General features: G+C 71.3%; 28 protein-coding genes and 5 tRNA genes. 14 read left to right on the forward strand and 19 right to left on the reverse strand.

The window, feature by feature from the left end; translation table 11 throughout:
- Positions 1–31: 31 nt before the first annotated feature.
- The 5 genes from FB554_RS06655 to FB554_RS06675 all read right to left on the reverse strand — a co-directional run bounded on the left by FB554_RS06655 (position 32) and on the right by FB554_RS06675 (position 3,941).
- A complete protein-coding gene (locus FB554_RS06655; protein WP_142005252.1) occupies positions 32–1,318 on the reverse strand; it encodes a DUF2254 domain-containing protein in 1,287 nt (428 codons plus the stop codon).
- Between the two features lie 90 nt (positions 1,319–1,408).
- Positions 1,409–1,485 (reverse strand) — tRNA-Val (locus FB554_RS06660).
- 50 nt (positions 1,486–1,535) lie between these two features.
- Positions 1,536–2,024 carry a TIGR02611 family protein gene (locus FB554_RS06665; RefSeq protein WP_142005253.1) on the reverse strand — a complete coding sequence of 163 codons (489 nt, stop codon included), beginning with the start codon at positions 2,022–2,024 and terminating at the stop codon, positions 1,536–1,538.
- On the reverse strand, positions 2,024–2,860 hold the full coding sequence (locus FB554_RS06670) for an aminotransferase class IV (protein WP_211344543.1): 837 nt from the start codon (positions 2,858–2,860) through the stop codon (positions 2,024–2,026). Before FB554_RS06670 ends, FB554_RS06665 begins: the two co-directional genes overlap by 1 nt.
- Before the next feature lie 13 nt (positions 2,861–2,873).
- On the reverse strand, positions 2,874–3,941 hold the full coding sequence (locus FB554_RS06675) for a chorismate-binding protein (protein ID WP_142005254.1): 1,068 nt from the start codon (positions 3,939–3,941) through the stop codon (positions 2,874–2,876).
- A 313-nt stretch (positions 3,942–4,254) separates the two neighbouring features.
- On the opposite strand from FB554_RS06675, the gene FB554_RS06680 reads away from it, so the two are divergent.
- From FB554_RS06680 to FB554_RS06695, 4 genes are all read left to right on the forward strand, one after another.
- Entirely contained in the window at positions 4,255–5,499 is a 1,245-nt protein-coding gene (locus tag FB554_RS06680; RefSeq protein WP_236022316.1) for a tyrosine-type recombinase/integrase, read from the forward strand.
- A gap of 542 nt (positions 5,500–6,041) precedes the next feature.
- A complete protein-coding gene (locus tag FB554_RS06685; RefSeq protein WP_142005255.1) occupies positions 6,042–6,359 on the forward strand; it encodes an excisionase family DNA-binding protein in 318 nt (105 codons plus the stop codon).
- 23 nt (positions 6,360–6,382) lie between these two features.
- Complete coding sequence (locus FB554_RS06690; RefSeq protein ID WP_170206799.1) at positions 6,383–6,685, forward strand: hypothetical protein; 303 nt, start codon at positions 6,383–6,385, stop codon at positions 6,683–6,685.
- 197 nt (positions 6,686–6,882) lie between these two features.
- Entirely contained in the window at positions 6,883–7,365 is a 483-nt protein-coding gene (locus FB554_RS06695; RefSeq protein WP_142005257.1) for a hypothetical protein, read from the forward strand.
- Positions 7,366–7,496: 131 nt separating this feature from the next.
- Here the strand turns inward: FB554_RS06695 and FB554_RS06700 are convergent, their stop codons facing one another.
- A complete protein-coding gene (locus tag FB554_RS06700; protein ID WP_142005258.1) occupies positions 7,497–7,679 on the reverse strand; it encodes a hypothetical protein in 183 nt (60 codons plus the stop codon).
- Here FB554_RS06700 and FB554_RS06705 point away from each other — a divergent pair.
- The 4 genes from FB554_RS06705 (at position 7,678) to FB554_RS06720 (ending at position 11,085) form a co-directional block, all read left to right on the forward strand.
- Entirely contained in the window at positions 7,678–9,072 is a 1,395-nt protein-coding gene (locus FB554_RS06705; RefSeq protein WP_142005259.1) for an ArsR family transcriptional regulator, read from the forward strand. The genes FB554_RS06700 and FB554_RS06705 overlap by 2 nt on opposite strands.
- Positions 9,069–9,485, forward strand: a complete 417-nt coding sequence (locus tag FB554_RS06710) for a hypothetical protein (protein WP_142005260.1) — start codon at positions 9,069–9,071, stop codon at positions 9,483–9,485. The genes FB554_RS06705 and FB554_RS06710 overlap by 4 nt, the downstream gene beginning before the upstream one ends.
- Positions 9,486–9,497: 12 nt before the next feature.
- Positions 9,498–10,088: a hypothetical protein gene (locus FB554_RS06715; protein WP_142005261.1), complete on the forward strand. Its 591-nt coding sequence runs from the start codon at positions 9,498–9,500 to the stop codon at positions 10,086–10,088.
- Between the two features lie 157 nt (positions 10,089–10,245).
- Complete coding sequence (locus FB554_RS06720; RefSeq protein WP_142005262.1) at positions 10,246–11,085, forward strand: phage major capsid protein; 840 nt, start codon at positions 10,246–10,248, stop codon at positions 11,083–11,085.
- A gap of 274 nt (positions 11,086–11,359) precedes the next feature.
- On the opposite strand, the gene FB554_RS06725 is transcribed toward FB554_RS06720, so the two are convergent.
- The gene (locus FB554_RS06725; protein ID WP_170206800.1) at positions 11,360–11,593 is read right to left on the reverse strand and encodes a hypothetical protein; all 234 of its coding nucleotides are present in this window, start codon (positions 11,591–11,593) and stop codon (positions 11,360–11,362) included.
- Positions 11,594–11,621: 28 nt separating this feature from the next.
- Between FB554_RS06725 and FB554_RS06730 the strand changes: the two genes are divergently transcribed.
- Complete coding sequence (locus FB554_RS06730) at positions 11,622–11,945, forward strand: hypothetical protein (RefSeq protein ID WP_142005264.1); 324 nt, start codon at positions 11,622–11,624, stop codon at positions 11,943–11,945.
- 30 nt (positions 11,946–11,975) lie between these two features.
- Here FB554_RS06730 and FB554_RS06735 read toward each other — a convergent pair whose 3' ends face one another.
- The 8 genes from FB554_RS06735 to FB554_RS06770 form a co-directional block, all read right to left on the reverse strand.
- Positions 11,976–12,170, reverse strand: a complete 195-nt coding sequence (locus tag FB554_RS06735; RefSeq protein ID WP_142005265.1) for a hypothetical protein — start codon at positions 12,168–12,170, stop codon at positions 11,976–11,978.
- A gap of 367 nt (positions 12,171–12,537) precedes the next feature.
- The gene (locus tag FB554_RS06740) at positions 12,538–13,113 is read right to left on the reverse strand and encodes a hypothetical protein (RefSeq protein ID WP_142005266.1); all 576 of its coding nucleotides are present in this window, start codon (positions 13,111–13,113) and stop codon (positions 12,538–12,540) included.
- Positions 13,110–13,619, reverse strand: a complete 510-nt coding sequence (locus FB554_RS06745; RefSeq protein WP_142005267.1) for a DUF6907 domain-containing protein — start codon at positions 13,617–13,619, stop codon at positions 13,110–13,112. The genes FB554_RS06740 and FB554_RS06745 overlap by 4 nt, the downstream gene beginning before the upstream one ends.
- A gap of 90 nt (positions 13,620–13,709) precedes the next feature.
- Positions 13,710–13,784 (reverse strand) — tRNA-Val (locus FB554_RS06750).
- Between the two features lie 26 nt (positions 13,785–13,810).
- A tRNA-Gly gene (locus tag FB554_RS06755) sits at positions 13,811–13,883 on the reverse strand.
- A gap of 206 nt (positions 13,884–14,089) precedes the next feature.
- Positions 14,090–14,163, reverse strand: a tRNA-Cys gene (locus FB554_RS06760).
- 39 nt (positions 14,164–14,202) lie between these two features.
- Positions 14,203–14,275: transfer RNA gene (locus FB554_RS06765), tRNA-Gly, on the reverse strand.
- 45 nt (positions 14,276–14,320) lie between these two features.
- Positions 14,321–15,433, reverse strand: a complete 1,113-nt coding sequence (locus FB554_RS06770; RefSeq protein WP_236022317.1) for a YihY/virulence factor BrkB family protein — start codon at positions 15,431–15,433, stop codon at positions 14,321–14,323.
- A 143-nt stretch (positions 15,434–15,576) separates the two neighbouring features.
- Here FB554_RS06770 and glgX point away from each other — a divergent pair, with 143 nt between their 5' ends.
- On the forward strand, positions 15,577–17,694 hold the full coding sequence (gene glgX / locus FB554_RS06775; RefSeq protein WP_142005268.1) for a glycogen debranching protein GlgX: 2,118 nt from the start codon (positions 15,577–15,579) through the stop codon (positions 17,692–17,694).
- 26 nt (positions 17,695–17,720) lie between these two features.
- Here glgX and FB554_RS06780 read toward each other — a convergent pair whose 3' ends face one another.
- Complete coding sequence (locus tag FB554_RS06780) at positions 17,721–18,680, reverse strand: polyphosphate kinase 2 family protein (protein ID WP_142005269.1); 960 nt, start codon at positions 18,678–18,680, stop codon at positions 17,721–17,723.
- A 36-nt stretch (positions 18,681–18,716) separates the two neighbouring features.
- On the opposite strand from FB554_RS06780, the gene FB554_RS06785 reads away from it, so the two are divergent.
- Entirely contained in the window at positions 18,717–19,376 is a 660-nt protein-coding gene (locus FB554_RS06785; protein WP_142005270.1) for a dihydrofolate reductase family protein, read from the forward strand.
- Position 19,377: 1 nt separating this feature from the next.
- On the opposite strand, the gene FB554_RS06790 is transcribed toward FB554_RS06785, so the two are convergent.
- The gene (locus FB554_RS06790) at positions 19,378–20,184 is read right to left on the reverse strand and encodes a TrmH family RNA methyltransferase (protein WP_142005271.1); all 807 of its coding nucleotides are present in this window, start codon (positions 20,182–20,184) and stop codon (positions 19,378–19,380) included.
- A gap of 176 nt (positions 20,185–20,360) precedes the next feature.
- Here FB554_RS06790 and FB554_RS06795 point away from each other — a divergent pair, with 176 nt between their 5' ends.
- Positions 20,361–21,458 (forward strand): family 20 glycosylhydrolase, encoded by a 1,098-nt coding sequence (locus FB554_RS06795; RefSeq protein WP_170206801.1) that lies wholly within the window; start codon positions 20,361–20,363, stop codon positions 21,456–21,458.
- A gap of 27 nt (positions 21,459–21,485) precedes the next feature.
- Here FB554_RS06795 and FB554_RS06800 read toward each other — a convergent pair whose 3' ends face one another.
- Positions 21,486–22,937, reverse strand: coding sequence for an alpha/beta hydrolase (locus tag FB554_RS06800; RefSeq protein WP_170206802.1), 1,452 nt, complete (start codon positions 22,935–22,937; stop codon positions 21,486–21,488).
- Positions 22,938–23,101: 164 nt separating this feature from the next.
- Between FB554_RS06800 and FB554_RS06805 the strand changes: the two genes are divergently transcribed.
- Both FB554_RS06805 and FB554_RS06810 read left to right on the forward strand, forming a co-directional pair.
- Positions 23,102–24,172: a helix-turn-helix domain-containing protein gene (locus tag FB554_RS06805; RefSeq protein WP_142005274.1), complete on the forward strand. Its 1,071-nt coding sequence runs from the start codon at positions 23,102–23,104 to the stop codon at positions 24,170–24,172.
- An 83-nt stretch (positions 24,173–24,255) separates the two neighbouring features.
- Positions 24,256–25,836 (forward strand): phytoene desaturase family protein, encoded by a 1,581-nt coding sequence (locus FB554_RS06810; RefSeq protein WP_142005275.1) that lies wholly within the window; start codon positions 24,256–24,258, stop codon positions 25,834–25,836.
- Positions 25,837–25,907: 71 nt separating this feature from the next.
- Here the strand turns inward: FB554_RS06810 and FB554_RS06815 are convergent, their stop codons facing one another.
- Positions 25,908–26,348, reverse strand: a complete 441-nt coding sequence (locus FB554_RS06815) for an SRPBCC family protein (RefSeq protein WP_142005276.1) — start codon at positions 26,346–26,348, stop codon at positions 25,908–25,910.
- Positions 26,349–26,388: the final 40 nt, after the last annotated feature.

Consider the following 26,388-nt stretch of genomic DNA (forward strand, 5'->3'; position numbering starts at 1 on the left):
CCGGCCGGCGGCGCACCGACCGTGGGACCGGTCAGGCCTCCACCTCGAGCTGGTCGGCCATCCGACGCGCCACCCGCTCCCACCGGTCCAGGGCGGGGACGTGCTCGGGAAGGGCTGCCGGGCGCACGGCACGGCAGATGCTCAGGACCCGACGCGGGATCTGTGGCGACTCCTCGCCGTAGTGCAGCACCTCTTCCAGCGCGAGGTCGACGAGCTCGGCGACCCGCTGCGGCCGGTGGACCAGGCGGACCGTGCCGTCGCGCTCGACGACGTCGGGCAGGTCGCGGCGGGCGACCAGGGCGCGCAGGATGCGGTGCAGCTCGTCGAGCACCTCGCTGGCCGTCGTCGGGTCGTTGATCCCGGGGCTGAGGGCCCGCTCGGCGATGTCGACCAGCTTGCGCACGCCGAAGCCGGGGTCCTGGTGCATGACCCGGTCCTGCTCGACCACCACCGTCCGGCGCAGCTCGTCGGCCTCGTCCTCCGGGGGCGCCGGCCAGATGCGCAGCGCGGGCGAGCCCTCGGTGACGAAGCGGCCGACGGGCAGCAGCACCTGCACGACGGCGTCGTGCTCGACGGCCCAGTCGAGCAGCCGGCGCAGCGCGATCTCGGCGATGTAGCCGTGCTCGACCGCGTCGATCTGGTGCGGGGCGGACGTCGGCGGCTCCCACTCCGGCTGCTGCGGTGCGCCGCGGTCGCCCGGCGGGAAGTAGCGCCCGATGACGTCCATCGTGTCCTCGCCCAGGTGCGACACGATCGAGGAGACCTTGATGGCGGTGGTGATGTGGTGGATGAAGGCGAGGAACATCACGACGCTGCCGAGCACGAGCAGGAACGCCAGGGTGATCGACAGCTGGGGCACGAACGACTCGGTGTCGGACGTCCCCTCGACCGAGCGCAGCACGGTCAGCGCGTAGACGAACGTCGCGGTGAAGACGCCGAGGGTGGCCTGCGTGACCCGGCTGGAGAGGAAGTCGCCCAGCACGCGCGGACTGAACTGGCTGCTGGCGAGCTGCACCACGACCATCGTGATGGAGAAGACCAGGCCGGTGACCGAGATCATCGCCCCCGCGATGGTGCCGAGCACGCTGCGCGCCCCGTCGGCCCCGCCCTGGAAGACGAACGGGAGGTCGTCGACGGCACCGCGCTCCCACTCCGGCAGCAGCACCCCGACGACGAGGGCGACGGCCACGACCGCGAGCGGCAGCGCCCAGAAGGGGCGCCACATCCGCCCCCACGTCGTGCTGCTGCGCACGGCGGGCAGGCCGCTGTCGCTCTCGCTGCCGGACGGTCGGTGCCGGTCGTCCTGTACGTCGTCCACGCCTGGTGATGCTAGGGCGTGGGTTCAGCCGGTCCGGCCGGCGGGCGGCATGACAACGGGCCGCGGAGTCTGCGCTCCGCGGCCCGTTCGTGGTGGACGTGAAGGGACTCGAACCCCTGACCTCTCGCGTGTGAAGCGAACGCTCTAACCAACTGAGCTACACGTCCTGGTGCGTCGGGAAGGATAGCCCGTCCCGGCGCCACAACCGAAATCGGGGCTACGCGCCGCCCAGCCCCGGCACCTGGCGCAGCCAGGTCTCCACCGCGTCGGGGAAGAACCCCGGGATCCCGCTGAACCGGAACAGCGCCCAGAAGATCGCGAGCACCAGGGCGAAGGTCAGCAACCCGAAGATGGCCTGCACCACGATCGACTGCCGCCGCAGCCAGCGCTCCCAGGCGCGCACCTTGCCGCGCACCCACTCCAGCACCTTCTGCGCCCACTCGAACTCCGAGGCCCAGATGCCGAGGCCGAGGAAGACGATGAGCCAGCCCGGTCCGGGGAACGGGATCGCCACGAGACCGCCGAGGACGACGATCGTGCCGATGACGGCGACCGCGATGCGATAGATCCGGCGCGACCGGGGGTTGGCGCGGATGCGCGCCCGCCAGGCCCAGTCGTCCTCGTCGGCGTCGAGCGTGCGGTTGCGGTCGACGTACTTCGCGCTGGGGTCGACGGGGCGGGACTCGTCGAACTTCGAGTCGGTCATCAGGCGGGGTCCTTCTCCTTCGCGGCGGCCGCCGCGAACGCGCGGGCCATGGCCTCGGTGAGAGGACGATCGGCGGGCAGCGAACGTTCCCCGATGGCGCTGACGCCCTGGATGTCGCGGGTCGAGGAGGTGATGAACGCCTCGTCGCAGGTGTCGAGCACCGACATGGGCAGCGTGCGCTCGCGCACCGGCAGCCCTGCGTCCTGGCCCCACTCGAGGGCGAGCGCGCGGGTGATCCCGGCCAGCGCGCCGGACTCCAGCGGCGGCGTCAGGACCTCGCCGTCGACGACGACGAAGATGTTGGACCCGGTGCCCTCGCACAGCTCGCCGCGCGTGTTGGGCAGGATCGCCTCGGTGGCGCCGGCCTCGCGGGCGGCTCGCAGCGCGACGACGTTCTCGGCGTACGACGTCGTCTTCAGCCCCGCGACCGCGCTGCGCTCGTTGCGCGTCCAGTCGACCGGGAGCACGGTCGTGGTCGCCGGAGGTGCGTCGATGGGAGAGGCCATCACGACGTACGTCATGGGCTCGCCGATGCGCTCGGAACCGAGCGGGCCCAGGCCGCCGGTGACCGTGTAGCGCAGCCGCACGAGGCCGCTCAGTCCGTCGAGCACGGCGGCGATGCCCTCGTCGAGGTAACCGCGGTCGGCGGCGGGCAGGCCGAGCCCCGCGAGCGAGCGGTCGAGCCGGTCGTGGTGCCTCGTGCGAGCGAACACCTCGCCGTCGACGACCTTGCACGTCTCGAAGACGCCGTCGCCGACCGTGAGCCCGTGATCGGTCGCGACGATCGACGGCTTGTCGTCGACCAGCTCTCCGTTGACCCACACCGTGATGGTCACGCGTGTCACCCCGTTAGTCGTTCTCCGTGACGGTGCGCGCCAGCCCCACGAGGCGACGCGCCTTCAGGGCAGTCTCCCACCACTCGCCCTCCGGGTCCGAGCCCCACGTGATGCCCGCGCCGGTGCCGAACCGCAGCCACCGCCGTCCCGCCCGGTCGTGCTCGGCCCAGAACGTGCGGATCCCTACGGCGAGTCGCGCCTCCCCCGCGTCGGCGTCGACCCAGCCGACGGCCCCGCAGTAGGGACCGCGCGGCACCGTCTCGAGGTCCCGGATCGCTGTGAGCGCAGTCGATTTCGGCGCGCCGGAGACCGAGCCGGGCGGGAAGGTGGCGGCGAGGATATCCGTCCAGGCGACGTCCGGGCGCAGCCTGCTGGTGACGGTCGAGACGAGGTGCACGAGGCCCGGGTGGTGCTCCAGCGCGCAGAGCCCGTCGACGGCCACCGTGCCCGGCTGCGCGACGTGTGACAGGTCGTTGCGCACCAGGTCGGTGATCATGACGTTCTCGGTGCGGTCCTTCGGCAGCAGCTCGTCGGCCGTCGGCGCGGTGCCCTTGATCGGCGCCGAGGTGAGCGTGTCGCCGACGCGCTCCAGGAAGAGCTCCGGCGAGGCGCACACCAGGTCGAGGCCGGCCTCGGGGATGTCGATGCGTGCGGCGTAGGGAGCCGGATTCCCTTGCCGCACAACCTGATCCAGCAGGTCCAGATCGGTCTCGGGAGCGATCTGCGTCGACAGCACCCGGCAGAGGTTGACCTGATAGACCTCGCCGGTCGAGATCCGGCGGCGGATCTCCTCCACGCCCGCGCGGTAGTCCGCCTCCGTCAGCGAGGACGTCCACGCCGCGGCCGGGTCGGCACCGTCCGGCCCGGACAGGTGGGGTTCGGGCAGGTGAGGCCCGGACAGGTGCGGGGCGGGGGTCACCTGCTCCCGACGTACGTCATCCATCCGGACGGCGGTCAGCTCGCCCTCGAAGGTGGCCACGACGACCCAGAACCCGCCGGCGTCGAGGCGCGCCGGGTCATGGGTGATCTCCGCGACGCCGCGGGCGCTGCGGTCCCCGAAGACCGCCCGCGCCCGACTCATGGCGCACAGGGTGGCACGGCCGGTCGCGGCGCGAGGCGCGGGTCAGCTCGGGCCCGGGAGGGGGCCGTCTCAGATCGTGCGAGGACGTACGAAATGCAGAAGGGTCTCCGCGGAATCCCGGGAGGGGGCCGTCTCAGATCGTGCGAGAACGTACGAAATGTGGCGCCGCTCAACGCAAACGGCCCCTGATCCGCGTTTCCGCAGGTCAGGGGCCGTTCCGTGCTGGTGGGCGATACTGGGTTTGAACCAGTGAACACGGCGTGTCGCACCCCGACCTCTGACCTGCACCAACAGGCGTCTGACCTGCTGATACGTGGCACAGTATCGCGGAACCGTGCGGAACGCAACGGAACGGAATACCATTCAGTTCTGGCACGGATCTGGCACGGGAAGGGACACTGTGAAGCACACTGGGGGCGGCAACAGCCGCGGTCGACGAGCGACCTTCGGCAGCGTCCGCAAGCTGCCCTCGGGCCGCTGGCAGGCTCGCTACACCGGCCCCGACGGCCGAGAGCACCGCGCGGAGCACACCTTCACCACCAAGACCGACGCGAACGCCTGGCTGGGCACCCGGTACGCCGACATCACTCGCGATGACTGGAAGGCCGAACGACCGCGCCGCGAAGGCATCACGTTCGCCGAGTTCGTGAAGCCGTGGGTGGAGAATCGGCGGACCAAGGACGGAGAGCCGCTCAAGCCTCGCACCCGCGACCACTACAACCGCCTGCTCGAGCGGGTACTGCTTCCGGCGTTCGGCGACCTGCGCGTCACCGACATCACGGTCGAGCACGTCGAGCAGTGGCGCACCGACATGGGGGTCAAGACGCCCACTCTGCGAGCACACTCCTACAGCCTGCTGCAGACGATCCTGGCCGACGCCGTGCAGGCGCAACACCTGAAAGCCAACCCCTGTGTGATCCAAGGAGCAGGCACCTCCCGCCGGCGCAAGAAGATCAAGCCGGCCACGCTCAGCGAGCTGGCAGCGATCGTTGAGCACATGCCCGAGCGGCTACGCGCACTGGTCCTGGTCTGCGCCTGGTGCGCCCTTCGCTTCGGCGAGGCGACCGAGCTGCGCCGCGCAGACCTTGACCTCGACACCGAGCGCAGACGCGGACTGATCCACGTCGAGCGCGGCGTGACCCGTGTCAGCGGCGAGTTCGTTGTCGGCGACCCGAAGAGTGACGCCGGCAAGCGCACCGTGGCGGTGCCCCCACACCTCGTACCGCTGCTGCAGGACCACCTCGACCGACACGTGGGCCGCGGCAAGAACGCACTGCTGTTCCCCGCAGCCGACGGCAGGACGCACCTGCAGCCGAGCAGCCTCTACCGGTCCTACTACCCCGCCCGAGAGGCTGCCGGTCGGCCAGACCTGCGCTGGCACGACCTGCGGCATACCGGGGCGGTCTTCGCAGCACAGACCGGGGCGACTCTGGCCGAGCTGATGGAGCGGCTGGGGCACGCCACCCCAGCGGCGGCGCTGCGCTACCAGCACAGCGCCGAGGGCCGAGACGCAAAGATTGCGGCCGCACTGTCGAAGATCGCGGAGGGCGAGAAGTGAGCGACTACCCAGATCGGTGGCGCGACACCCCGCCACCGAGCGGCCACTCAACAGCCCGGAACCTGGACGGGTCGCGGCCCAGGATTCGAAACTCCTTCCACGCCAGCAAGTGGTCGCGCAAGACGCGGAGCCTCGAACTGCTGTGCCACCGCCCTGGCCACCAGCGACCATCCCTCGTTGCCCTCGTCGTGGCACCCCAGGAACGACCTTCGCGCCGCTGGGTATCCGTGAACTCTGTCAGCGGCACGGTCTGGGCGTCTGACGACTTCATCGCGAGCTGCCGCTGCGGCTTCGACTATTCGGTCTCTGGGGCGCTCTTGGTGGAGGCACTGCGCAATCGGCCGGAGACGGGACGCCAGAGCGGCAAGGTGCCCAGCATGGACATCGCCCGCGTGTCTGTTCCGGAAGCGTCGGCCAAGGGGTAGTACGCTGCGTGCACCAAGTTGATAGTCACTTGTCCTGTCGCGTGAGAGCGAGCCCGACGCGGGGTTAAGCGTCAAAGCCTGAGGACTGGCTGAGACCCGAGAAGGGGATCGCTGGTCATGCCTCAATCGATTTCTCGTCGTTGGCTCACCCAGGCTGAGGCTGCTGAGCAGCTGGGGGTCACCGACCGTACGATCCGCAAGTTCATCGCGACCGGTCGACTCACCGGTTACAGGCTCGGCGCGAGAGCGGTTCGCGTCGACGCTGGCGAGCTCGAGACCCTGCTCTCCCCCATTCCCACCGGCGGTTCATCACCGCCGCCAGGGCGGTCACCCGCAGCTGGTGGCAAGAGCACCAGCCGGCGCCGACCGAATCGAACCGAGCCGCCCGAGAGGGCACCGCGTAGCGGCGGAGCTGTCGGCGGTGACGCGGCGTGAGGGCAAACGAGCGCCGCCCCGGCGTGGGAACCGAGGCGGCAGAGCACGTTTCAGCAGGCGACTTCAACGGCGCTTCAACTATCCCACAGACCACCGACAACAGGGCTGAGCGCCGCGCGGGGCTGATCGAACTCTCTCGACGTCGAGACTTCGCCGTGCGGTGCTGGACCGAGCGCGCCGACGGTGCGCTGGTCGAGCAACTGTTCGTGAACCTCGACTCTGCCGCCAAGAAGGCGGACCGCGCGCGGGCTCGAGGCCTGGCGGCCCGGCTCGAGCTGGTGCGCGTCGTACCCGTACAGCCGCTTGACGGCGGTGATCTGCGATGAGCGCAAACACCGAGTCCGTCGTGGGCTGGAGGTTCGATCTCATCACGGGCGCGGGTTGGGTAACGAACCCCACCACCGACGACCCCAGGCCGGAGATGAACATTCACGAGGTTGCCTGGTACTACCGGGCACGGGCGATCTGCCCCCGGAGTGATCACCGCCCTCCGCACCCTGGGTGCTACTGCGGATACCACGCCGTGACCGACCTCGCTGCGCTGGGCGGGTGGGACTTCCTCGCGGATGCGGAGCGTCACATCCGGACGCGACGGCGCTGGGATGTCGCGCTGGCCGTGACGCGAGTCCGGCTGGTTGGAGACATTCTTCCCGGCGCCGACCCGCGCGACCCGGAGACTACGGTGCGAGGTCACCGTCTGCAGGTGCTGGGCCCCGTGCTGACTCACGGCTCGGCGAACCTGGTGCGCCTGTGGCACTGCAACCTGGGCCTCGAGGTCCGCCAGGTCCGCAACGTCGTGGAGACATGCCGCCGGCGGGCTGGCGAGCCGGATGGCTGGTGGCGCGACTACGACACGTGGGACCACGTGCGGAGCTGCTCGCGCCCGGAGCACGTCTTCCATCACGAGGTCGTGCCGGGCTGGAACGTTCTCCTGTGTCCGGAGTGCAACGGTCAGCTCGTCGAGAATGAGGAGTACCGTCGGCGGCTGCTGGGTGACGACCGATGAGCGCACCCCTGATTACCCATCTGGGTAGTGACGCCCCGGTCGACCTCGCGGCTCTGTCCGAGGACGCCTGGCGGCTCTGGCTCGACGGGCACGCCTGCGGCTACGCGGCCGGCCTCGAGCGGGGCCGCCAGCTACAGGACGCCGAGCTCGGTGCGCTGCAGCGTGCTGCGGCCGCGGTCGTGCACGCGGCCGCGCAGCTGCCGGACCGCGGCCACGAGCTGAGCGTCGAGGCGGCTGCCCGTCGCGAGGCCGCGGGCGTCGCAGCGTTCCGGGCCGACCATGCTCGTCGGCGCGGGCAGGCGGGTGGTGCCCATGCTTGAGCACTACGACGGCCCGGTGCCGCCGCCGGACGCGCCGGCCAACCTGGCCGAGGTGCACGAGGTGTTCCGCAAGTGGCTGGGCCAGGACTACGACACCGACGCGCTCGACGCGGTGCTCGCGGTCTGCGCGGTCGAGCGGATGAGCGGCGACCCGTTGTGGCTGCTCCTGGTCAGCGGCTCCGGCAACGCGAAAACCGAGACGGTGCAGGCGCTCTCGGGCGCCGGCGCGCTACCGATCAGCACCATCAGCGGTGAGGCCGGGCTGCTGTCCGCGACCCCGAAGAAGGACCGCACCGAGGGCGCGACCGGAGGGCTGTTGCGCGAGATCGGCTCCTCCGGCGTGCTCGTCGTCAAGGACATGACCTCGATCCTGAGCATGAACCGGGACCGCCGGGACGAGGTGCTCGGTGCCCTGCGCGAGGTCTACGACGGCGCGTGGTCCCGCCCGGTCGGAGCCGACGGTGGGCGGCGGCTCACCTGGTCCGGGCGAATCGGCCTGGCCGGCGCGGTCACGACCGCCTGGGACAGTGCGCACGCCGTCATCGCCCGGTGCGGTGACCGGTTCGTGCTGGTCCGGGTCGACAGTCACCAGGGACGGCAGGCCGCTGGGCGACAGGCGATCCGCAACACCGGCAGCGAGGAGCAGATGCGCGGCGAGCTGGCTGAGGCGGTGACCGCGGTGATCACCCAGCTCGACCCGGACGTGCCACCAGCGACCGAGGCCGAGATCGAGGTGCTGCTCGCCGCCGCGGACCTGGTGACGCTGGCCCGGACCGCGGTCGAGTACGACTACCGCGGTGACGTGGTGAACGCGCACGCCCCGGAGGCACCGACCCGGTTCGCCAAGCAGCTCGGGCAGGTGATGCGCGGCGCTGCCGCGCTGGGCCTGGACCGGGCGGCCGCGCTCGCGCTGGCGATCCGTTGCGCCCGGGACTCGATGCCGCCGCTGCGGCTCGCGATCGTCGACGACCTCGCCGAGCACCCCGACTCCACCACGGCCGAGGTGCGCAAGCGGCTGGCCAAGCCGCGCGCGACCGTCGACCGGCAGCTGCAGGCGTTGCACATGCTCGGCGTGCTCGCCTGCGACGAGGAGGAGATCGAGTGGGCCGGGAAGCCGGCGACGAGGTGGCACTACCGGCTCGCCGAAGGCATCGACCCGTCGGCCCTACAGATCAGTGCCAGAAATGACCAACCAAGCACACGTGCACACCAAGAAGAGGAGAGGGAGACCCCTCGCCCAGGTTTGGACGTTCTTGGCACTGATTCGACCGGCACGTGCGGTCTCTGCTCCCGCCCCATCACCGGCCCCAAGGCCGCCCCGTTCGAACCGGCCTGCCTCGGATGCGGCCGGCCAGCCAGCGCCGACCGAGAGGAAGCAACCCCATGACCGACGACACCAAGCACTGCCCCCGCTGCGGCGGGGAATGGCTGTGGTCCTTCACGTTCCAGCACCGGCTGAGCTGCCCGCTGCTGGCCGAGGAGGACGTCACGAAGGTGGCCGACTCGACCAAGCTGCGCGCACGCTCCGGGTTCGCCCGGCACGCCACAGCGGCCGAGCTCGAGCTCGCAGCCGTCTGGGAGCCGGCCGCGGCCCTGGCGCTCGACGGGTCGACTCAGACCAGCGCCGAGACCACGGTGCGCGGCACCCCTGCGGTGGTGTTCCGCGTCGTGGTGTTCGAGGCGACGGGCATCACCTACACCGTCGACCCGCGCCGTGACCCACCGGTCACGACCGGCGACGCACCCGAACCGTTCGGCCCACCTCGACACACCGACTGGAACGACCAGTACGGGTTCTGAAGGAGATTCACCATGACCGACAGCACGAGCACCACTACCGAAACTCCAGAGGTCGACCTGGAACCCCGCGCCGACCTCATTGGGCAATCGCCCAATGAGACGCCCGAGACCAACGACGGGAACGACCTGGCCGAAGCATCGGGCACGCCCGTGCTCGACGACCCGCAGACCGCCGAGGAGGCCCTGACCGACACGCGCCTCGCGAAGGTCCGCAACGAGGCCAAGGGTCTGCGGGAACGGCTGCGCGCCACCGAGACCGAGGCGCAGGCACTGCGCGAGCAGATCGGGGCGATGCGCCAGGCCGAGGTCGTGCGCGCCGCGACCGAGCACGGCATGGCCGACGGCCTCGACCTGTTCCGCACCGACGGCGACCCGCTCGACCTCGACAGCCTGTACGGCGACGACGGTGCGCTTGACCGCGAACGGTTGCTCAAGACGGTCAACGCGACGCTGGAGAAGCACCCCCACTGGCAGCGGCAGCAGGCAAGACCCGGACGCAAGCAGCCGCTCACCAACCTGCGCTCTGGCGCGTCGGATACCGATATCGGTCAGGGGCCCCGCCCGATGACGTGGCAAGACGCGCTGCAGGGCCGGCGAAGCTGACACCCCGAGGGGGTATCCTCACTGGTGAGAGCGGCCCCGGCCCGGAGCCACCCGCTCTCACCAGTGAGGCCCGGGAGGCCGACACCGCGGACGACGTGCCAGGAGCCGTGCTCCGCACCCACCAGATTCCGCCTGCCTCCCGAAGGAGCCCAGCATCATGCTGACCACCAGCAACGCCAACGCGATCGTCCCCGACACCCGGGGCCAGCTACTCATCCAGTCCGTCGCCGAGAAGTCCATCGCGGCCCAGGTCGCCACCGTCGTCAACATCGCCACCCACGACTTCCGCCTCCCCCGGGTCACCAAGGACCCCACCGCCGCATGGACGGCCGAGGGCGAGGAGATCGTGCCCAGCGACATGACCATCGACGAGGTGGCCTCCACCCCGAGCAAGGTCGCCGGCCTGTCCATCATCACCCGGGAGCTGGCCAACGACTCCAGCCCCGCCGCCACCGAGGCGATCGGCCAGGGCCTCGCCCGCGAGATCGCCCGCCAGGTCGACCGGGCCTTCTTCGGAGATCTGCCCGCGCCGGCACCCAAGGGCCTGTACTCCGTGGCAGGGAAGTCCACCGTCGCGACCAGCAGCGGCTACACCAACATCGACCCGTTCATCGAGGCGCTGACCATGGCCGAGGTCGTCGGCGCGAAGCTCACAGCGTTCGTCACCAGCCCGCTGACCGCTCTCGCGCTGGCCAAGCTGAAGAAGGGCACCAGCTCCAACGAGCCGCTGCTCGCAGCCGACCCGTCAGTTCCGACCGGGCGCGTGATCCAGGGTGTCCCGCTGTTCGTGACCCCGTTCATCGAGGACGGTTCCGTTTGGGGTATCCCGAAGGACCACGCGTTCCTGCTGATCCGCGAGAACGCCAAGATCGAGACCGACGGCAGCGTCTTCTTCACCAGCGATCGCGTCGCGGTCAAGGGCACCATGCGCGTCGGCACCCTGTTCCCGCACGAGGCGGCCATCGTGCACGTCCCGGCCGCGCAGCCCGCGGGCTGACCCACGAACAGCCTGCAGGCTGACGACCTGCAGGTGCGCTGAGCATCGGCGTTTGACCTTTCCGCCGGACCCAGCGCCGAGCGGCCCTTCCCCCGGATGAGTCTCCCTGGGGGGAGGGCCCAGCTCGACCCGGCCCAACCACCTCCGGCACAGGGCCGCTTGCACACACAGAGCTTCTGAGAGCCGACGTCCGCCGGGGTCGCGCCAGGGCGAAAAAACTCTCAGGGATAGAGCCGGCCCTATGCCGGAGGTTGCCGGCCGTCCAGGTCCGGGGTCACCCCCCAGGGGTTCCGTTGCGCTTCGCGATCTTCGTGTACTCCGAGGCTGAGACGCGGGCGACCTCAATCCTGGACCAGTCGCCGCCGCTGGTGAGGTCGTACTGGATGACGACGATCTCATCACCGTCATGCTCGACGTCGAAGCGCCGGTACTCATCGGCCGCCTCGAACCGCAGGTCTTCGCCGCCGGGGACAGCGATGAGCACGACCTGACTCGATCCGGTTCTCATGGTCGCCCAGCCTCGCATAGCCTGCGGCATGAGCGACGCACAGAGACACAGAAATGCACTGCACCGCGCGGTGGCGCTAACGACGAGCTACCTGCGTGAGGAGGGCGCGGAACAGGGGCCCCTCGAGACGATCAGGCTGGCAAATGAGGAGACGGTCGACAGCGCCGCTGACACGCTGACCGCACAGGCACATCTCATGTCCCGACTGTTGAAGCACATCGTGAATCTCGATCGAGTCATGCGAGACGAGGGCATCGAGGTCGACCACGGCTTCGATGGGCCAGTGACGTCGCAGGCGATGCTGCAGGAAATCGCGCGGCAGATCATCCAGAGCGAGGCCGAAGACGGCTGAGCCCGCGCCAGCCAGCACGCGAGCCTGGCGCTAGCCGCCGCCTTGCTTGCGTCGGTGCTCGGCGATGTGGCCACGGACCAGCCACCAGACGCCGCCGGCCAGGGCGACAGCCGTGCCGACGTAGAACAGGGCCTGTCCCTGGGTGTCCCGGCCGAGCAGGAGCGCGATCACCATCACCGCGGCCCCGAGCAGCATCATCTCGACCGGGGAGCCGAGTCGCTTCATGGCGGCACGCTACGCGCTCGCCGTCACTCAATGGCGGAATCCGGCATTCAGCCCTTCCCCGTCGAGCAAGGTGAGCAAAGTTGCTCTCCTGCAGGTGAGTCATATGACTCACCACCTCTCCCTGCGCGCGGGGTCCTCACTTCCCAAGATCATTGGAATCGATCGATCCGTACCACCTCTCCCTGCGCGCGGGGTCCTCACGATCTGAGGACCCTTCGGCAGGCGGGTCTCAGCATTCCTGAGACCGCTTGGAATGTCGGGCAGCCCGGCCACCGTGGTGGTGACCGGGCGGTAGTGGAGGGTCCTCCACTACCGCCCGGTATTCAGGGATCCCGTAATACCGGATCTGGTAGTTCAGGATCGCGGACTACCCCTGTGACTCGAGCTCGCGCCTGGGGTACCAACCGAAGGCGCTCTCGACGACCCACGCGGCCTTGGTCAGGCAGTGCGCGAGCTGTCGGGCCTCGTCAGGCTGCAGCGTGACGTCGGCCCGGGTGTCGTGCATCGCCTCGTTCTCGAGGTCGAGCACGACGACGGTGCGGCCGTGGTCCAGGCCGCAGCTGACGTGCTCGTCGTGGCGCACCGTGACCTCGGCCCGCACGTCGTCCAGGTCGGGGCGCAGCACGAAGTCGGAGCCGCGGTGCTCGATGTAGCGACGATCAGCCTCCGGGGCGCACTCCGGGCCGAGGCGGCACCACGTGGGGTGGTGGTCGGCCTGGTGGACGTGCGGGCCACGGTCACGGCCCGCCGGCACCACCGGATACTCGACCGGCCGGTGCGGCAACAGGTCGCTGGGGATGCCGAACAGGTTCCCGTCGACCATCGTCAGGTCGCAGACGGCTCGCCACACCTTGGCGTCGTGGTCCAGCACCTCTATGCGGCCCTCGTGGGTGATCCGGTAGGTGTGCCCGTCCTTGGAGCACCATGACCTGGGGTTGCTCATCGGGCCACCTCCGGCTGCTGACCGCTCTCCAACGACTCGGCGGCCCGCAGCAGCGCCCCGGCGAGCGTCCGCGCCTCCGCGGCCGTCAGCTCCTGTACGTCGCCGCCGACCACAGTCAGGGTCGGGGCGACGCCGGTGGTCTCACCGGCGGGCCAGGTCGCCTCGCAGAGCCAGATCTCGGTCTCCTGGTCCTTGTCGAGCACGCCGTGGTGCACGACCTGCCCCTCCATGTCGCGCAGGTCCGCGACGTGCTGCTCGTGCGGCGTCGTGCACCAGCCGGGGCAGACGAACCTCGGCGGGTACGCCCGCACGCGGCCGTCGTGCGAATCCAACAGATCCGACGGATCTGTTGGATTCATCGGCCAGACCTCGGTACTGGCCTCCGGGCAGATATCCGAGTGCTGCTCGGTCAGGTCGCCGGCCTCGACGTAGCGCGCTGGTTCGGTCTTCCAGCCGCACGTCGCGCAGCTGCCGACGTACAGGGTCGGGGGGTGGGTGGTGGTCATGGCGTGCCTTTCGGAATCCGATCTGGCACGGATCTGGCACAGCAAACGGCCCCTGATCCGCGTTTCCGCAGGTCAGGGGCCGTTCCGTGCTGGTGGGCGATACTGGGTTTGAACCAGTGACCTCTTCCGTGTCAAGGAAGCGCGCTACCACTGCGCCAATCGCCCTGGCGGTCTCCCCGAGGGGCGACCGGAGCGGACAACCGGGCTCGAACCGGCGACCTCAACCTTGGCAAGGTTGCGCTCTACCAACTGAGCTATGTCCGCCTGCTGCGTGGCCCCTGGGGGCCGGTGCAACGAGAGTGAACTGTAGCCGAACGACCCGGCCACTCCAAAACCGGCCCGGCGCGCGCCGCTCCCCCGCCTGCCCTACCGGGTCGACCCGCCGGCCGGAGCGGCTCCCGTCCGCCCGGAACGCGTCGAGGCCCGGACCGATCCGGTCCGGGCCTCGCTCGACGTACGTCGTCGTCACCTGGAGGTGGAGACGGGATTTGAACCCGTGTAGACGGCTTTGCAGGCCGTTGCCTCGCCTCTCGGCCACTCCACCAGGCGCCCGGCGGACCGGGCGGTCCCCTGCGGGACTCAGAGCGGACAACCGGGCTCGAACCGGCGACCTCAACCTTGGCAAGGTTGCGCTCTACCAACTGAGCTATGTCCGCGCGTGCGCACGCCCCGAACCTGCGGGGCTGCTGTGCCTCACGAGGCTAACGGATCGCCCGAGACTCGTCCAAGCCGACCTCGCCGCCGCGCGCGTCGGGGCCCGCGTCGTCGGCGGCGTCGCGCCGGGCCACCCCGTTCGCAGAACCGTTCGCGGAGCCGTTCACCGGGTCGGCCGTCGCGCTCCTGCCCCCGAGCGGCATCACCCGCACGATCCCGTCGCCGATCTTCTCGATCGCGCGGGCCGCGGCCGGCACCTGCTCGACCGGCGGCCACAGGCGGTGCGAGGCGGCGTTCAGCGCAGCGCCGATGAGCACGCCGATGCCGAGGAAGTACAGCCAGATCAGCACCACGATCGTCGCCGCCAGCGGTCCGTAGATGCTCGTGCCGCCGATGGAGTTGCCGAGGAACCAGCGCAGGACGTACGACGCCCCCACCCAGATCACGAGCGTCAGCGCAGCGCCGGGCAGGTCGCGCACCCAGCTGACCCGTTGCGGCACGGCGACGTAGAACAGCGTCGCGAACCCCAGCACGGTGAGGCCGCCGACCAGCGGCCAGTACAGCAGCATCAGGAACTGCAGCCGCCCGGGCACGATGCGCGAGAGCAGGTCGGGGCCGACCACGATCAGCGGGAACAGCACCGCGCCGAACAGCATCGAGACGAAGTAGATCGACAGGCTCATCACGCGCGTCTTGACGATCCCGCGCACCCCGCCCTGGCCGTACATGATCGAGATGGTGTCGAGCAGCACGTTCAGGCAGCGCGACCCGGACCACAGGCTCAGCAGGAAACCGATGGAGATCACGTCGGGGCGACCGCTGGAGAGCGCGTCGTCGAGTGTGGGCATGATCACCTGGTTGAGGCTCTCGGCGGTGAGGAACTGCTCGGCGTAGCGGTGCACGTTGATCGTCACCTGCTCGACCACGTCGGAGCCGAGCCAGCTGCCGAGATAACCCACCGCACCGAGCAGCCCGAAGATGAGCGGCGGCAGCGACAGGAGCGCGAAAAAGCCTGCCTCTGCTGCAAGTCCGGTGACGCGCCACCGCATGCAGATGCGCACCGTCTCGAGCGTCAGGCGAGCCAGGCCGAGGAGCCCGGGGATCTGCGCCAGCAGGTCCTTGATGCGGGCCTTCCAGTCGCTCACGGGTGCTCGGCCCACGATGCGTTCCTGGTCACGCGCACCACGGTAGCCGCGTTGTGCGCTGCGGCCGTGCACCACAATGGGGGCCGTGTCGGCGTGCCCCGGCACACCCCTCACCGAGCGGGCCGCGGCCCGCTGCCCGACGCGACAAGGAGCGGCCCGTGGAGATCTGGCCCGGACGGCCGTACCCCCTCGGCGCGACGTACGACGGAGCCGGCGTGAACTTCGCGCTCTTCTCCGGGATCGCGACCGCGGTGGACCTGTGCCTCATCGACGACGACGGCGCCGAGACCCGGCTGCCGCTCACCGAGGTCGACGGGCACGTCTGGCACGCCTATCTCCCCGGCCTGCAGCCGGGCCAGCGCTACGGCTACCGGGTCGACGGTCCGTACGTCCCCGCCGAAGGCCACCGCTGCGACCCCAACAAGCTGCTGCTCGACCCCTACGCCAAGGCCATCGACGGCCAGATCGACGGCGACCCCTCGCTGTTCGCCTACCGGTTCGACAACCGCGCCAAGCGCAACCGCGCCGACTCCCTCGGCCACACGATGCTGTCGGTCGTCATCAACCCGTTCTTCGACTGGGGCCACGACCGGCCGCCGCGGCACGAGTACCACGACAGCGTGATCTACGAGGCGCACGTCAAGGGCCTCACGATGACCCACCCGGACGTGCCCGACGAGATCCGCGGGACGTATGCCGGGATCGCGCACCCGTCGATCATCAAGCACCTCTCCGACCTCGGCGTGACCGCGATCGAGCTGCTGCCGGTGCACCAGTTCGTGCAGGACACCACGCTGGTCGACAAGGGCCTGTCGAACTACTGGGGCTACAACACGATCGGCTTCATGGCCCCGCACAACGCCTACTCCGCCTCGGGCAGCCGCGGCCAGCAGGTGGCGGAGTTCAAGGCGATGGTGAAGGCGCTGCACGCCGCCGACATCGAGGTCATCCTCGACGTGGTCTACAACCACACCGCCGAGGGCAACGACCTCGGCCCGACGATCTGCTTCCGCGGCATCGACAACGCGGCGTACTACCGCCTCGTCGACGACGACCTCGCGCACTACTACGACACGACCGGCACCGGGAACAGCCTGCTGATGCGCAGCCCGCACGTGCTGCAGCTGATCATGGACTCGCTGCGCTACTGGGTGCTCGAGATGCACGTCGACGGCTTCCGCTTCGACCTCGCCGCGACGCTCGCCCGGCAGTTCCACGAGGTCGACCGGCTCTCGGCGTTCTTCGACATCATCCAGCAGGACCCGGTGGTCTCCCAGGCCAAGCTCATCGCCGAGCCGTGGGACCTCGGCGACGGCGGCTACCAGGTCGGCAACTTCCCGCCGCTGTGGACCGAGTGGAACGGCAGGTACCGCGACACGGTCCGCGACTACTGGCGCGGCGAGGCGGCCGCCCTCGGCGAGTTCGCTTCTCGCATCACGGGATCCAGCGACTTGTACGAGCACAGCGGCCGGCGTCCGATCGCGTCGATCAACTTCGTGGTCGCCCACGACGGGTTCACGCTGCGCGACCTCGTGTCCTACAACGAGAAGCACAACGCGGCCAACGGCGAGGGCAACCGCGACGGCGAGAGCCACAACCGCTCGTGGAACTGCGGGGTCGAGGGGCCGACCGACGACCCGGCCGTCAACGCGCTGCGCGCCCGCCAGCAGCGCAACGTCATCGCCACCCTGCTGCTGAGCCAGGGGGTGCCGATGCTCGCGCACGGCGACGAGCTCGGCCGCACCCAGCTCGGCAACAACAACGGCTACTGCCAGGACAACGAGATCACCTGGGTCGACTGGGATCTCGACGACGAGCAGGAAGACCTGCTCGACTTCACCAGCCGCGCGATCGAGCTGCGCCGCACCCACCCGACCTTCCGCCGCCGGCGTTTCTTCGCCGGGGCGGCAGACCACGGCGGCGACAGCGGCCGCGGCGACATCGAGTGGTACGCCCACGGCGGCGAGCCCATGACCGAGCTCGACTGGCGCAACGGTTACGCGCGCACGCTCATGGTCTTCCTCAACGGGCAGGCCATCGCGACGCCCGACGAGAAGGGTCAGCGGGTCGTCGACGACGACTTCCTGCTGCTGTTCAACGCCGACGGCAACGACAGCGAGTTCACCCTGCCCACAGACCATCCCGGCCGCTGGACCGTCGCACTGTCGACCGCCGGCGACCACACCGAGAGCGACGAGCGCATCCTGTCCGAGGGCGACCGGACGACGCTGCCCGGCCGCTCGCTGCTGGTGCTGCGCGCGGCCGGGCAGGAGTAGCCGGTCGGGTCGGTGACGCCGCGGCGTCAGGTCGCCGCGAGGCGCTCCTTCTCGACGTCGACGTCGTAGGTCGCCGACGGCCACTGCGGGTCCAGGTCGCGCAGCGTCTCCAGCAGCAGCTGCTGCACGGCGAGCCGGGCGTACCACTTGCGGTCGGCGGGGACGACGTACCACGGGGCGTCGTCGGTCGACGTCTTGTCGACGACGGCCTGGTATGCCTCCTCGTACGCCGGCCACAGCTCCCGCTCGTCGACGTCACCGGGGTTGTACTTCCAGTGCTTGTCGGGGCGGTCGAGGCGCTCCTGCAGGCGCGCCTTCTGCTCCTCCGAGGAGATGCGCAGCATCACCTTGATCAGCGTCGTGCCCTTGCTCTGCACGCTCTTCTCGAAGGTGTTGATCTGGCCGTAGCGGCGCGACCAGGTCGACGGCGGCACGAGGTTGTGCACCCGCACGATCAGCACGTCTTCGTACTGAGAGCGGTCGAACACCCCGATGTAGCCCGGCTTCGGCAGCGCCTGCCGGATGCGCCACAGGAACGGCTTGCGCTTCTCCGCCGCGGTCGGTGCCTTGAACGCGGTGAGCTCGACGCCCTGCGGGTCGACCGCGCCGATCACGTGGCGGATGATGCCGCCCTTGCCCGAGGTGTCCATGCCCTGGATCACCAGCAGCACCGAGCGCCCGTCGCCGTCGCGACCGTCGGCGTAGAGGCGCTCCTGCAGGTCGGCCAGCTCCTCGTCGACGCCGGCCATGATCTCGGCGGCGAGCTCCTTGTCGCCGTCGAACGCGGGCGTCGAGCGTGGGTCGATGTCGGCGAGCAGCGTGCCGGGCTCGACGCGCAGCGCCTCGCGCATCGACCCGGTGAGCCCCCCGGCCTCCGTGACCTTCTTCGCGGCCTTCTTGGCCTCGGCCTTCGCCTCGGCGAGCTTGGCCTCTGCCTTCTTGCGGTCCTTCTTGGAGGACTTCTTGTCGTTCTTCTTCTTGCCCATGGTGCATCCTCTCACGCCACCCGGTTTGATGGCCCTATGCGCGAGTTGTACCCAGGCACAACGCAGTCCGACGACAACACCGAATCCGAGCGTGAGCTGCTGCTGCGTCTGTACGACGCACCCGGCCCGCTCCTGCGGCTGAACTTCGTCAGCACGCTCGACGGAGCAGCCACCGGTGAGGACAACCGCTCCGGCACGATCAACACCGAGGCCGACACCCGGGTGTTCGCGCTGCTGCGCGCCTGGGCCGACGCCATCGTCGTGGGTGCGGGCACCGCACGCGCCGAGCGCTACGAGGTGCCCGACATCGACGAGGAGTGGCAACCGCTGCGCACCGGGCGCCCGGCCCGTCCGCTGCTGGTGGTCGTCTCCGCCCAGGACCAGCTGCCCCCGCTCCTCGCCGACGCCGCCGAGGACGAGGTGCTGCTCATCAGCGGCGATCCGGTCGCCCCCCGAGACGCGGTGCGCACCCTGCGCGATCTCGGGCACGAGCGGATCCTCGTCGAGGGCGGGCCGCACCTCGCCCACGACTTCGTCGCCGCCGGCGCGGTCGACGAGCTGTGCCTCACCTGGTCACCGCGCATTATCGGCGGCGAGCACCCGCGCATCTTCGTCGGCGACCCGCTGCAGGCGCAGGGCCGGCTGCTCTCGCTGCTCGAGGCAGACGACGCCCTGATCTCCCGCTGGGGGCTCTAGCTCAGACCCGCAGCGCCCACATCGCCACGGCCGCCGCGGCCGCGACGTTGAGGGAGTCGACCCCGCCGCCCATCGGGATGCGCACGGCCAGGTCGGCCGCCGCGACCGTACGCCGTCCCAGCCCGTCGCCCTCGGCGCCCAGCACGACCGCGAGCCGCTCCGGCGGGTCGGCGACGAGGTCGTCGAGCGTGACACCGTCGGGGTCCAGCGCCAGCGCGGCCACCCGCCAGCCGAGCTCCTGCAGCTCGCCGATGCCCTGCGGCCACGGCTCGATGCGCGTCCACGGCACCTGGAAGACCGTGCCCATCGACACGCGCACGCTGCGGCGGTAGAGCGGGTCGGCGCAGCGCGGCGTCACCAGCACCGCGTCCACCCCCAGCGCGGCGGCCGAGCGGAAGACGGCGCCGACGTTGGTGTGGTCGACGATGTCCTCCAGCACGACGACGCGGCTCGCGTCGGCGAGCAGGTCACGCACCGCCGGGAGCTGCGGCCGCTGCATCGAGGCCAGCGCCCCGCGGTGCAGGTGGAAGCCGGTCATCGTCTCGATCACCGGGGCGTCGGCGACGAAGACCGGCACCCCGTCGGCCTCGGCCTGCGCCACCAGGTCGGCCAGGTCGGTGAGCCAGCGCTCCCCCATCAGGAACGACCGGGGCCGGTGCCCAGCCGCCAGCGCGCGACGGATCACCTTCTCGCTCTCAGCGAGGTAGAGCCCGCGCTCGGGCTCGAGACGGCGTCGCAGGGCGACGTCGGTCAGCGAGAAGTAGTCGGCCACCCGCTCGTCGGCCGGGTCGGTGATGCGTTCGGGCACGTCGAGCAGGGTAGGTGAGCGCGGCGCAGATCCTTGCGAGCACGGCGTTCTCGGTGGCGAACACACATCGTGCGTTCTTATCGAACTGCGACGTTCCTGTGACCGCGGCGACACCTGTGACCGGCGTCACCGGCCATACCTTGCGAACTCTCTCGACATCTCCCCCGAGGATGGCCATGCGCCGCACGCTGCCGCTCCTGTCGATCCTGCTCACCGCACTCACTAGTCTCGCGCTGGTGCTCACCGGCCCGACCCCGTCCGCGGCCGCCGCGACGACTCGTGAGGTCGGGCTGAACCTCGACATCGCCCGCCGTTACTGGTCGCCCGAGGCGATCAAGACGATGATCGGTCGCCACGCGGCCGCCGGCGGGACCTATCTGCACCTGCACGCCTCCGACGACGAGGCGTACGGCATCGAGTCGCCCCTGCTCGGACAGACCGCCGGCACGGCCCGGGTCAGCGGGTCGCGCTACGTCAACCCCCGCACCGGCAAGCCGTTCCTGACCACCGCCCAGCTGCGCGACCTGCGCAGCTACGCGGCGAGCTTCGGCGTCGAGGTCTTCCTCGAGGTCGACACCCCCGGTCACATGCGCTCCGTGCGCGAGCTGATGCAGCTGTCGCCCTCGAGCACCTACCCGGTCTCGCAGGTGTTCTCCTCCTACGCGCCGTACGAGCTCGACGTGCACTCCCCCACCGCGCTCGCCTTCGCGAAGCGCCTCTACACCGAGGTCAGCGGCGTGCTGCCCGGCGCGCGGATGCACATCGGCGGTGACGAGTTCGCCGGGGGCAAGGCCGAGCAGAAGGCCTGGACGGCGTACGCCAACTCCATCGCCTCGATGCTCTACGGGCGCGGCGTGCCCGACGTGCTGGTCTGGAACGACTCGCTGACCAAGACCACCCTCGGCCAGCTGAACACCCGCATCACCGTGACCTACTGGAACTACGACGTGTGGGGCAAGCCGAACGGCAAGTCGACCATGCCGCAGGTCATGGACGCCGGCCACAAGGTCATCAACTACAACGGCTACTACCAGTACTGGGTGCCGAGCCTGGACGAGCCGCAGTCCGACCGCGACTACACGATCAACGACCTGCGCACGAAGTGGAACCGCGGCACGTGGACGCAGACGCGCGCGATCGACCCGAACGACCCGCGGCTGCTCGGCGCGACGTTCTCGATCTGGGGCGAGCACTCGGCCGGCATGACCGACCAGATGCTCATCGACCGCGGCACGCCGATCCTCACCGCCCTCGCCCAGCGCGCCCGCGGCTGAGAACCTCCCACCGGGGCGGGGCCGCCGTCAGCGCAGCAGGAAACGCGCCACCTGCGCGTTCACGGACGGGTGCCGGTTCCCGACCTGGACGGAGTGCCCGGCGCCGGGCACGACGATCAGCCGGCTGCCGGGGATGCGCTGCTGCGCCCCCCGCGCCCAGACGAGCGGCGTGCCCAGGTCGAGCTCGCCGGCCAGGATCAGGGTGGGGACGCGCACCTGCTGCGCGGACGCCGGCACGGTCTTGTCCGTGACGCGCGGCCAGTACTCGCACAGCAGCATCTCGCCGTTGGACCGCGCGGTCTCCCGGTTGAAGGGGAACAGGCTCGCCGGCGCCAACCCCTGGACGGCGTGGTCGGCACGTCGGTCGCGCACCTGCTCGGGCGACTGGGCGCCGCCCCACGGGAAGACGGAGTCGGCGCACAGCGTCGCGGCCTGGACGCCCTGGCTGTACTGCGTCGCCGGCGCCGCCAGCGCGCCGCGGCTGAGCCGGATCGCCTCGTCGAGCGGACCGAGATCGCCCTCCGCGGCCGAGCGAAGCCGCTCGGGCAGGTCCAGCAGCCGGGTGGGGTCGGCGTACGACATCGCGGTCACCACGTTCAGCAGCTGCGGGCCGTAGGACGGCCGGCGCGCAAGGACCGTCGCCAGGTCGGCCGGCGGGTCGCCGGCGCAACGACGCCCCGGGGAGGCGCACACCGCGCGCATGACCCGGGTGAACTCGGGGTAGATGTCGGCGAGCGTCGCGCTCACGCCCTCGACGGGCACCACCGAGTCGAGCACCAACGCGCTCACCCGGTCGGGGTGCGCGGCGGCGTAACGCTGACCGACGTACGTCCCGTAGGACACCCCGTTGACCGCCCAGCGGTCCACCCCCAGCGCCCGGCGCAGGGACTCCAGGTCGGCCACCGTGTCGGTCGTGGCGTAGTGCTCCCGGTCCGGTCCGATCAGCCGCGCGCACTCGCGCACGGCGGCGCGGCTCGGGATGCCCAGGTCGGCGCCCCCGCGCTCGTCCTGCAGCTGCGGGCAGCTCAGCGCCCGCGCACCCGTGCCCCGCTGGTCGAGCATCACGACCCGGTAGTCCCCGCCGAGCCCGGCGAACGCGGGCAGGACCCGAGGCGCGAAGACGGGGCCGGGCTGGCCGGGACCGCCGGTCAGCATCAGCATGGTGCGCGAGGCGTCCGCACGACCCGCGACCAGGACGTCCAGCTCCAGCGAGGGTCCGCGCGGCCGCGACCGGTCCACCGGCACCCGGAGCACGCCGCAGCGGTACGCGCGCAGCGCCGGGTCGACGCAGCCCGCCAGGCCCGACCACGTCCCCGGCTGCGGTGCGCCCGGCCTCGCGGCGTCCGCCGATGCGGCCGCGGCGGTCGACGACGACAGGGACGTGGTGGGCGAAGCCGTGCCGGGCGGGGCGGACCCGCTGCAGCCGAGGAGCGCGAGCAGCCCGACGACGACTGCGGCGAGGCGGGAACGGGTGGCCATGGTGGCCTCCTGAGGCTCGGTGGGTGCCCCCCATCCCACGGCCCCGTCGGCGCGGGAGCCAACGATTCGACAAACCTCGAACGGTCGGGTCGCCACCACCGCGCGCATCACCCACGATGGAATGACCCGGACGAGCTGGCCCGGGCGTCGGTCAGGAGGAGCGCGTGATCCGCATCAGCCTCACCACCGCCCAGCTGGCGACGGCGAGGTTCAGCGTCTCGCCCCTGCTGCACCTGGTGACCGGGCTCGTCCTGGTCCGCTCCGGCCGACCCACCCCGGCCTGGCTGCGTCAGGGCTGGTGCGCGCTGCCGCCCGGCACCCGCGCCGTGCTCGAGCACCTCATCGACCCGTCGGTGCACTACGTCCCCGACTTCGTCACGCCCGTCCCGCCCGGACCGAGGCCGAGCATCGAGAGCGAGCTGCAGGCCGTGCGCGACGTGCCTGCAGACCGGCTCCGCATGCAGCTGTCGTGCTACCTGCGCCTGGGGAAGGTCCCGCGCGGCTACACCGCTGCCCGGGGATACACCCACGCCGAGGGAGAGGGGTTCCGGAGCGACCCGACGGCAGCAGACCGACGAGCGTGGGAGGGCGACCCCACCGCCGTGAGCGGCCCGGCCGCCGACGCGCTGGCGCAGGCGTGGTCGGCGATCCTGGCCCCGCGCTGGCCGCGGCTGCGCGCGGTGCTCGAGACCGACGTCCTGCACTGCACGACCCGCGCGGCGGCCGTCGGCGTGACCCGGGCGGTGCTCGACGTCATCGAGGCGGTCGACTGGGACGGGGCCTCGGCCGAGCTCGCCAGCCCGGTGCGGGCCGACATCGGGGAGCACGACGGGGCGCTGGTGCTGGCCCCGCTGGCCCTGCCCGTCGCCCCCCGCGACTTCACCGTGGTGATGGGGGCGGGGTTCGGCGAGGTCATGGTCGTCTACCCCGCCCGCGGACGCGGCGTGCTGCGCTCGCAGTCCACGCACCCGCGGGCGGTCGCGGCGCCCGATCGTGCCGGCGGCACCCTGGCCACCCTGCTGCCAGGCACCCGTGGCGACGTCCTGCGCGCCGTGGCCACGCCGACCGCCGGGCACGTGGTGGCGACCACGTTGGCGGTCTCGGCCGCGACGGTGTCCTACCACCTCGAGCGCCTACGTCGCGCCGGCCTGGTCCAGGCGCACCGGCGCGGCAAGGAGGTTCTCTACGTGCAGACCGACACCGCGCGTCGGCTGACCGCACCTGACCTGACCTGACCTGACCTGACCTGACCGAGCAGGCAGCACGCAGCACGACCTACGCTGGCCCTGCAGCCACCGCCCGGGAAGGAGCCCGCCCGATGGAGCCGTCGGCGCCGTCCACCCCGGACGCGGTCGTGATCGGGGCCGGACCCAACGGGCTGGTCGCGGCCAACCTGCTCGCCGACGCCGGCTGGTCGGTGCTCCTGCTCGAGGCGCAGCCCGACATCGGGGGCGCGGTGCGCAGCACGCGCGAGGTGCACCCGGCGTACGTCCACGACACGTTCAGCTCCTTCTACCCCCTGGGCGCCGCGTCCCCGATCATCCGCGGCCTCGGGCTCGAGGACCACGGGCTGGTCTGGGAGCAGGCGCCGGCACCCTTCGGCACGCCGTACGTCGGTGGCGGCTGGGCGTTGGTCCACCGCGATCGCGAGGCGACCGCGGAGGCGCTGGAGCGCCAGCACCCCGGTGACGGTCGCGCGTGGTTGCGGCTGTGCCGGCAGTGGGACCGCGTCGGCCCCTCGCTGGTCGGGGCGCTGCTCAGCCCGTTCCCGCCCGTGCGGCACGGGATCGGCATGCTCGCCCGGCTGCCGGGCGCCGGCGGGCTGGGCCTCGTGCGCGAGCTGCTGTCACCGGTGCGCACCGTGCTCGACTCGGAGCTGCGCGGCACCGCGCCGCGGCTGCTGCTGGCCGGCAACGCGCTGCACGCCGACATCCCGCTGGACTCCCCCGGCTCGGGGCTGATGGGGCTGCTGCTGACCATGCTGGCGCAGGACGTCGGCTTCCCCGTGCCGCGCGGCGGGGCGGGGCAGCTCACCGGCGCCATGGGCCGCCGGCTGGAGCAGCGCGGCGGGCAGCTGCGCACGGACGCCCGGGTCGAGCAGGTGCTCGTCGAGCGCGGCCGGGCCGTCGGGGTGCGGCTGGCCGGCGGTGAGGTGGTGCGGGCGGGGCGCGCCGTGCTGGCCGACGTCAGCGCGCCGGCGCTCTACGGCGACCTGGTCGCGCCCGACCAGCTGCCGGACCGGGTGCTGCGGGCGATGCGCCGCTTCGAGTGGGACCCCGCCACCGTCAAGGTCGACTGGGCGCTCGACGGGCCGATCCCGTGGGCGAGCGCTCCCGAGGCCGCCCCCGGGACGGTGCACGTGCTCGACTCGATCGACGACCTGCACCGCTTCGAGACCGAGCTGCGCGCCGGGCACGTGTCCGACCGGCCCTACCTCGTGATGGGGCAGATGGCCACTGCCGACCCCACCCGGGCCCCGGCGGGCGGGGAGTCGGTGTGGGCGTACACCCACGTGCCGCAGGACGCCCGCAGCGGCCCGCCCGGGTTCACCGGACGCTGGGACGAGGCCGACAAGGACCTCGTCGCCGGCCTGTTCGAGCGCCGGATCGCCGAGCTGGCACCGGGATTCGCCGACCGGGTCGTCGCGCGCCGGGTGCTCGGGCCGCCCGACCTGCAGGCTCGCGACGCGAACCTCGTCGGGGGTGCGCTGGGCGGCGGCACCGCGGCGCTGCAGCAGCAGCTGATCTTCCGTCCGGTGCCGGGGTGGGGCCGGGCGGAGACGCCGGTGGGGCGGCTGTTCCTGGCGTCCGCGTCGGCGCACCCGGGCGGCGGGGTGCACGGGGCGCCGGGGGCCAACGCGGCCCGCGCGGCGCTGCTGCATGCACGGCTACCGGGCTAGCGACGCAGCGCGCCCCGATCGCACAGGCCGATGTGCCGGCGCGCCGACGTCGACCTGGCCGGGCAGGCGCGTCAGTCCGTCTCGCGGCCCTCGGCCAGCAGCGCCAGGCGGCGCAGCGACTCCCGGTTGCGCAGTGACAGGGCGACCGTGCGCAGCGGCTTGGGGACCAGGCGCTGCGGGCCGGCGACGGCGTCCTCCCAGATGGTGACGTCGGTCCCTCCCGAGACCGGTTCGCAGCGCACGACCACCCGGGCCGCGCCGGTCGGCCAGGCCCGCGCCGTGAGCACGGCCTGGCGCGGCGGGTCCCACGACTCCACCGCGGTGGTGTCGCTGAGCAGCAGCGGCCAGACGCCGATGGAGTGGTGCACGTGCGTGCCCGGCTGCGGGAAGCCGTCGTCGACGGCACGGATGCGTGCGGCGCCGACCACCCACTGGGCATAGGCCCAGCCGTCGGCGAGCACGGCGAAGACGGCGTCCGGCGACGCCTGGACGCGGCGGCGGTTCGTGGCCATGCCCACGTTCTACGCCGCCGCCGTACGCCCTCGGCACCTC

The organism is Barrientosiimonas humi (genome assembly GCF_006716095.1).
GTDB lineage: Bacteria > Actinomycetota > Actinomycetes > Actinomycetales > Dermatophilaceae > Barrientosiimonas > Barrientosiimonas humi.

Coding starts and splice junctions, on each gene's coding strand:
- FB554_RS06665 (WP_142005253.1), bottom strand. CDS start 2,024: ATGACCGACTCGAAGTTCGACGAGTCCCGCCCCGTCGACCCCAGCGCG.
- FB554_RS06675 (WP_142005254.1), bottom strand. CDS start 3,941: ATGAGTCGGGCGCGGGCGGTCTTCGGGGACCGCAGCGCCCGCGGCGTC.
- FB554_RS06685 (WP_142005255.1), top strand. CDS start 6,042: ATGCCTCAATCGATTTCTCGTCGTTGGCTCACCCAGGCTGAGGCTGCT.
- FB554_RS06705 (WP_142005259.1), top strand. CDS start 7,678: ATGCTTGAGCACTACGACGGCCCGGTGCCGCCGCCGGACGCGCCGGCC.
- FB554_RS06700 (WP_142005258.1), bottom strand. CDS start 7,679: ATGGGCACCACCCGCCTGCCCGCGCCGACGAGCATGGTCGGCCCGGAA.
- FB554_RS06710 (WP_142005260.1), top strand. CDS start 9,069: ATGACCGACGACACCAAGCACTGCCCCCGCTGCGGCGGGGAATGGCTG.
- FB554_RS06715 (WP_142005261.1), top strand. CDS start 9,498: ATGACCGACAGCACGAGCACCACTACCGAAACTCCAGAGGTCGACCTG.
- FB554_RS06720 (WP_142005262.1), top strand. CDS start 10,246: ATGCTGACCACCAGCAACGCCAACGCGATCGTCCCCGACACCCGGGGC.
- FB554_RS06725 (WP_170206800.1), bottom strand. CDS start 11,593: ATGAGAACCGGATCGAGTCAGGTCGTGCTCATCGCTGTCCCCGGCGGC.
- FB554_RS06730 (WP_142005264.1), top strand. CDS start 11,622: ATGAGCGACGCACAGAGACACAGAAATGCACTGCACCGCGCGGTGGCG.
- FB554_RS06735 (WP_142005265.1), bottom strand. CDS start 12,170: ATGAAGCGACTCGGCTCCCCGGTCGAGATGATGCTGCTCGGGGCCGCG.
- FB554_RS06740 (WP_142005266.1), bottom strand. CDS start 13,113: ATGAGCAACCCCAGGTCATGGTGCTCCAAGGACGGGCACACCTACCGG.
- FB554_RS06745 (WP_142005267.1), bottom strand. CDS start 13,619: ATGACCACCACCCACCCCCCGACCCTGTACGTCGGCAGCTGCGCGACG.
- FB554_RS06780 (WP_142005269.1), bottom strand. CDS start 18,680: ATGGGCAAGAAGAAGAACGACAAGAAGTCCTCCAAGAAGGACCGCAAG.
- FB554_RS06785 (WP_142005270.1), top strand. CDS start 18,717: ATGCGCGAGTTGTACCCAGGCACAACGCAGTCCGACGACAACACCGAA.
- FB554_RS06795 (WP_170206801.1), top strand. CDS start 20,361: ATGCGCCGCACGCTGCCGCTCCTGTCGATCCTGCTCACCGCACTCACT.
- FB554_RS06800 (WP_170206802.1), bottom strand. CDS start 22,937: ATGGCCACCCGTTCCCGCCTCGCCGCAGTCGTCGTCGGGCTGCTCGCG.
- FB554_RS06810 (WP_142005275.1), top strand. CDS start 24,256: ATGGAGCCGTCGGCGCCGTCCACCCCGGACGCGGTCGTGATCGGGGCC.
- FB554_RS06815 (WP_142005276.1), bottom strand. CDS start 26,348: ATGGCCACGAACCGCCGCCGCGTCCAGGCGTCGCCGGACGCCGTCTTC.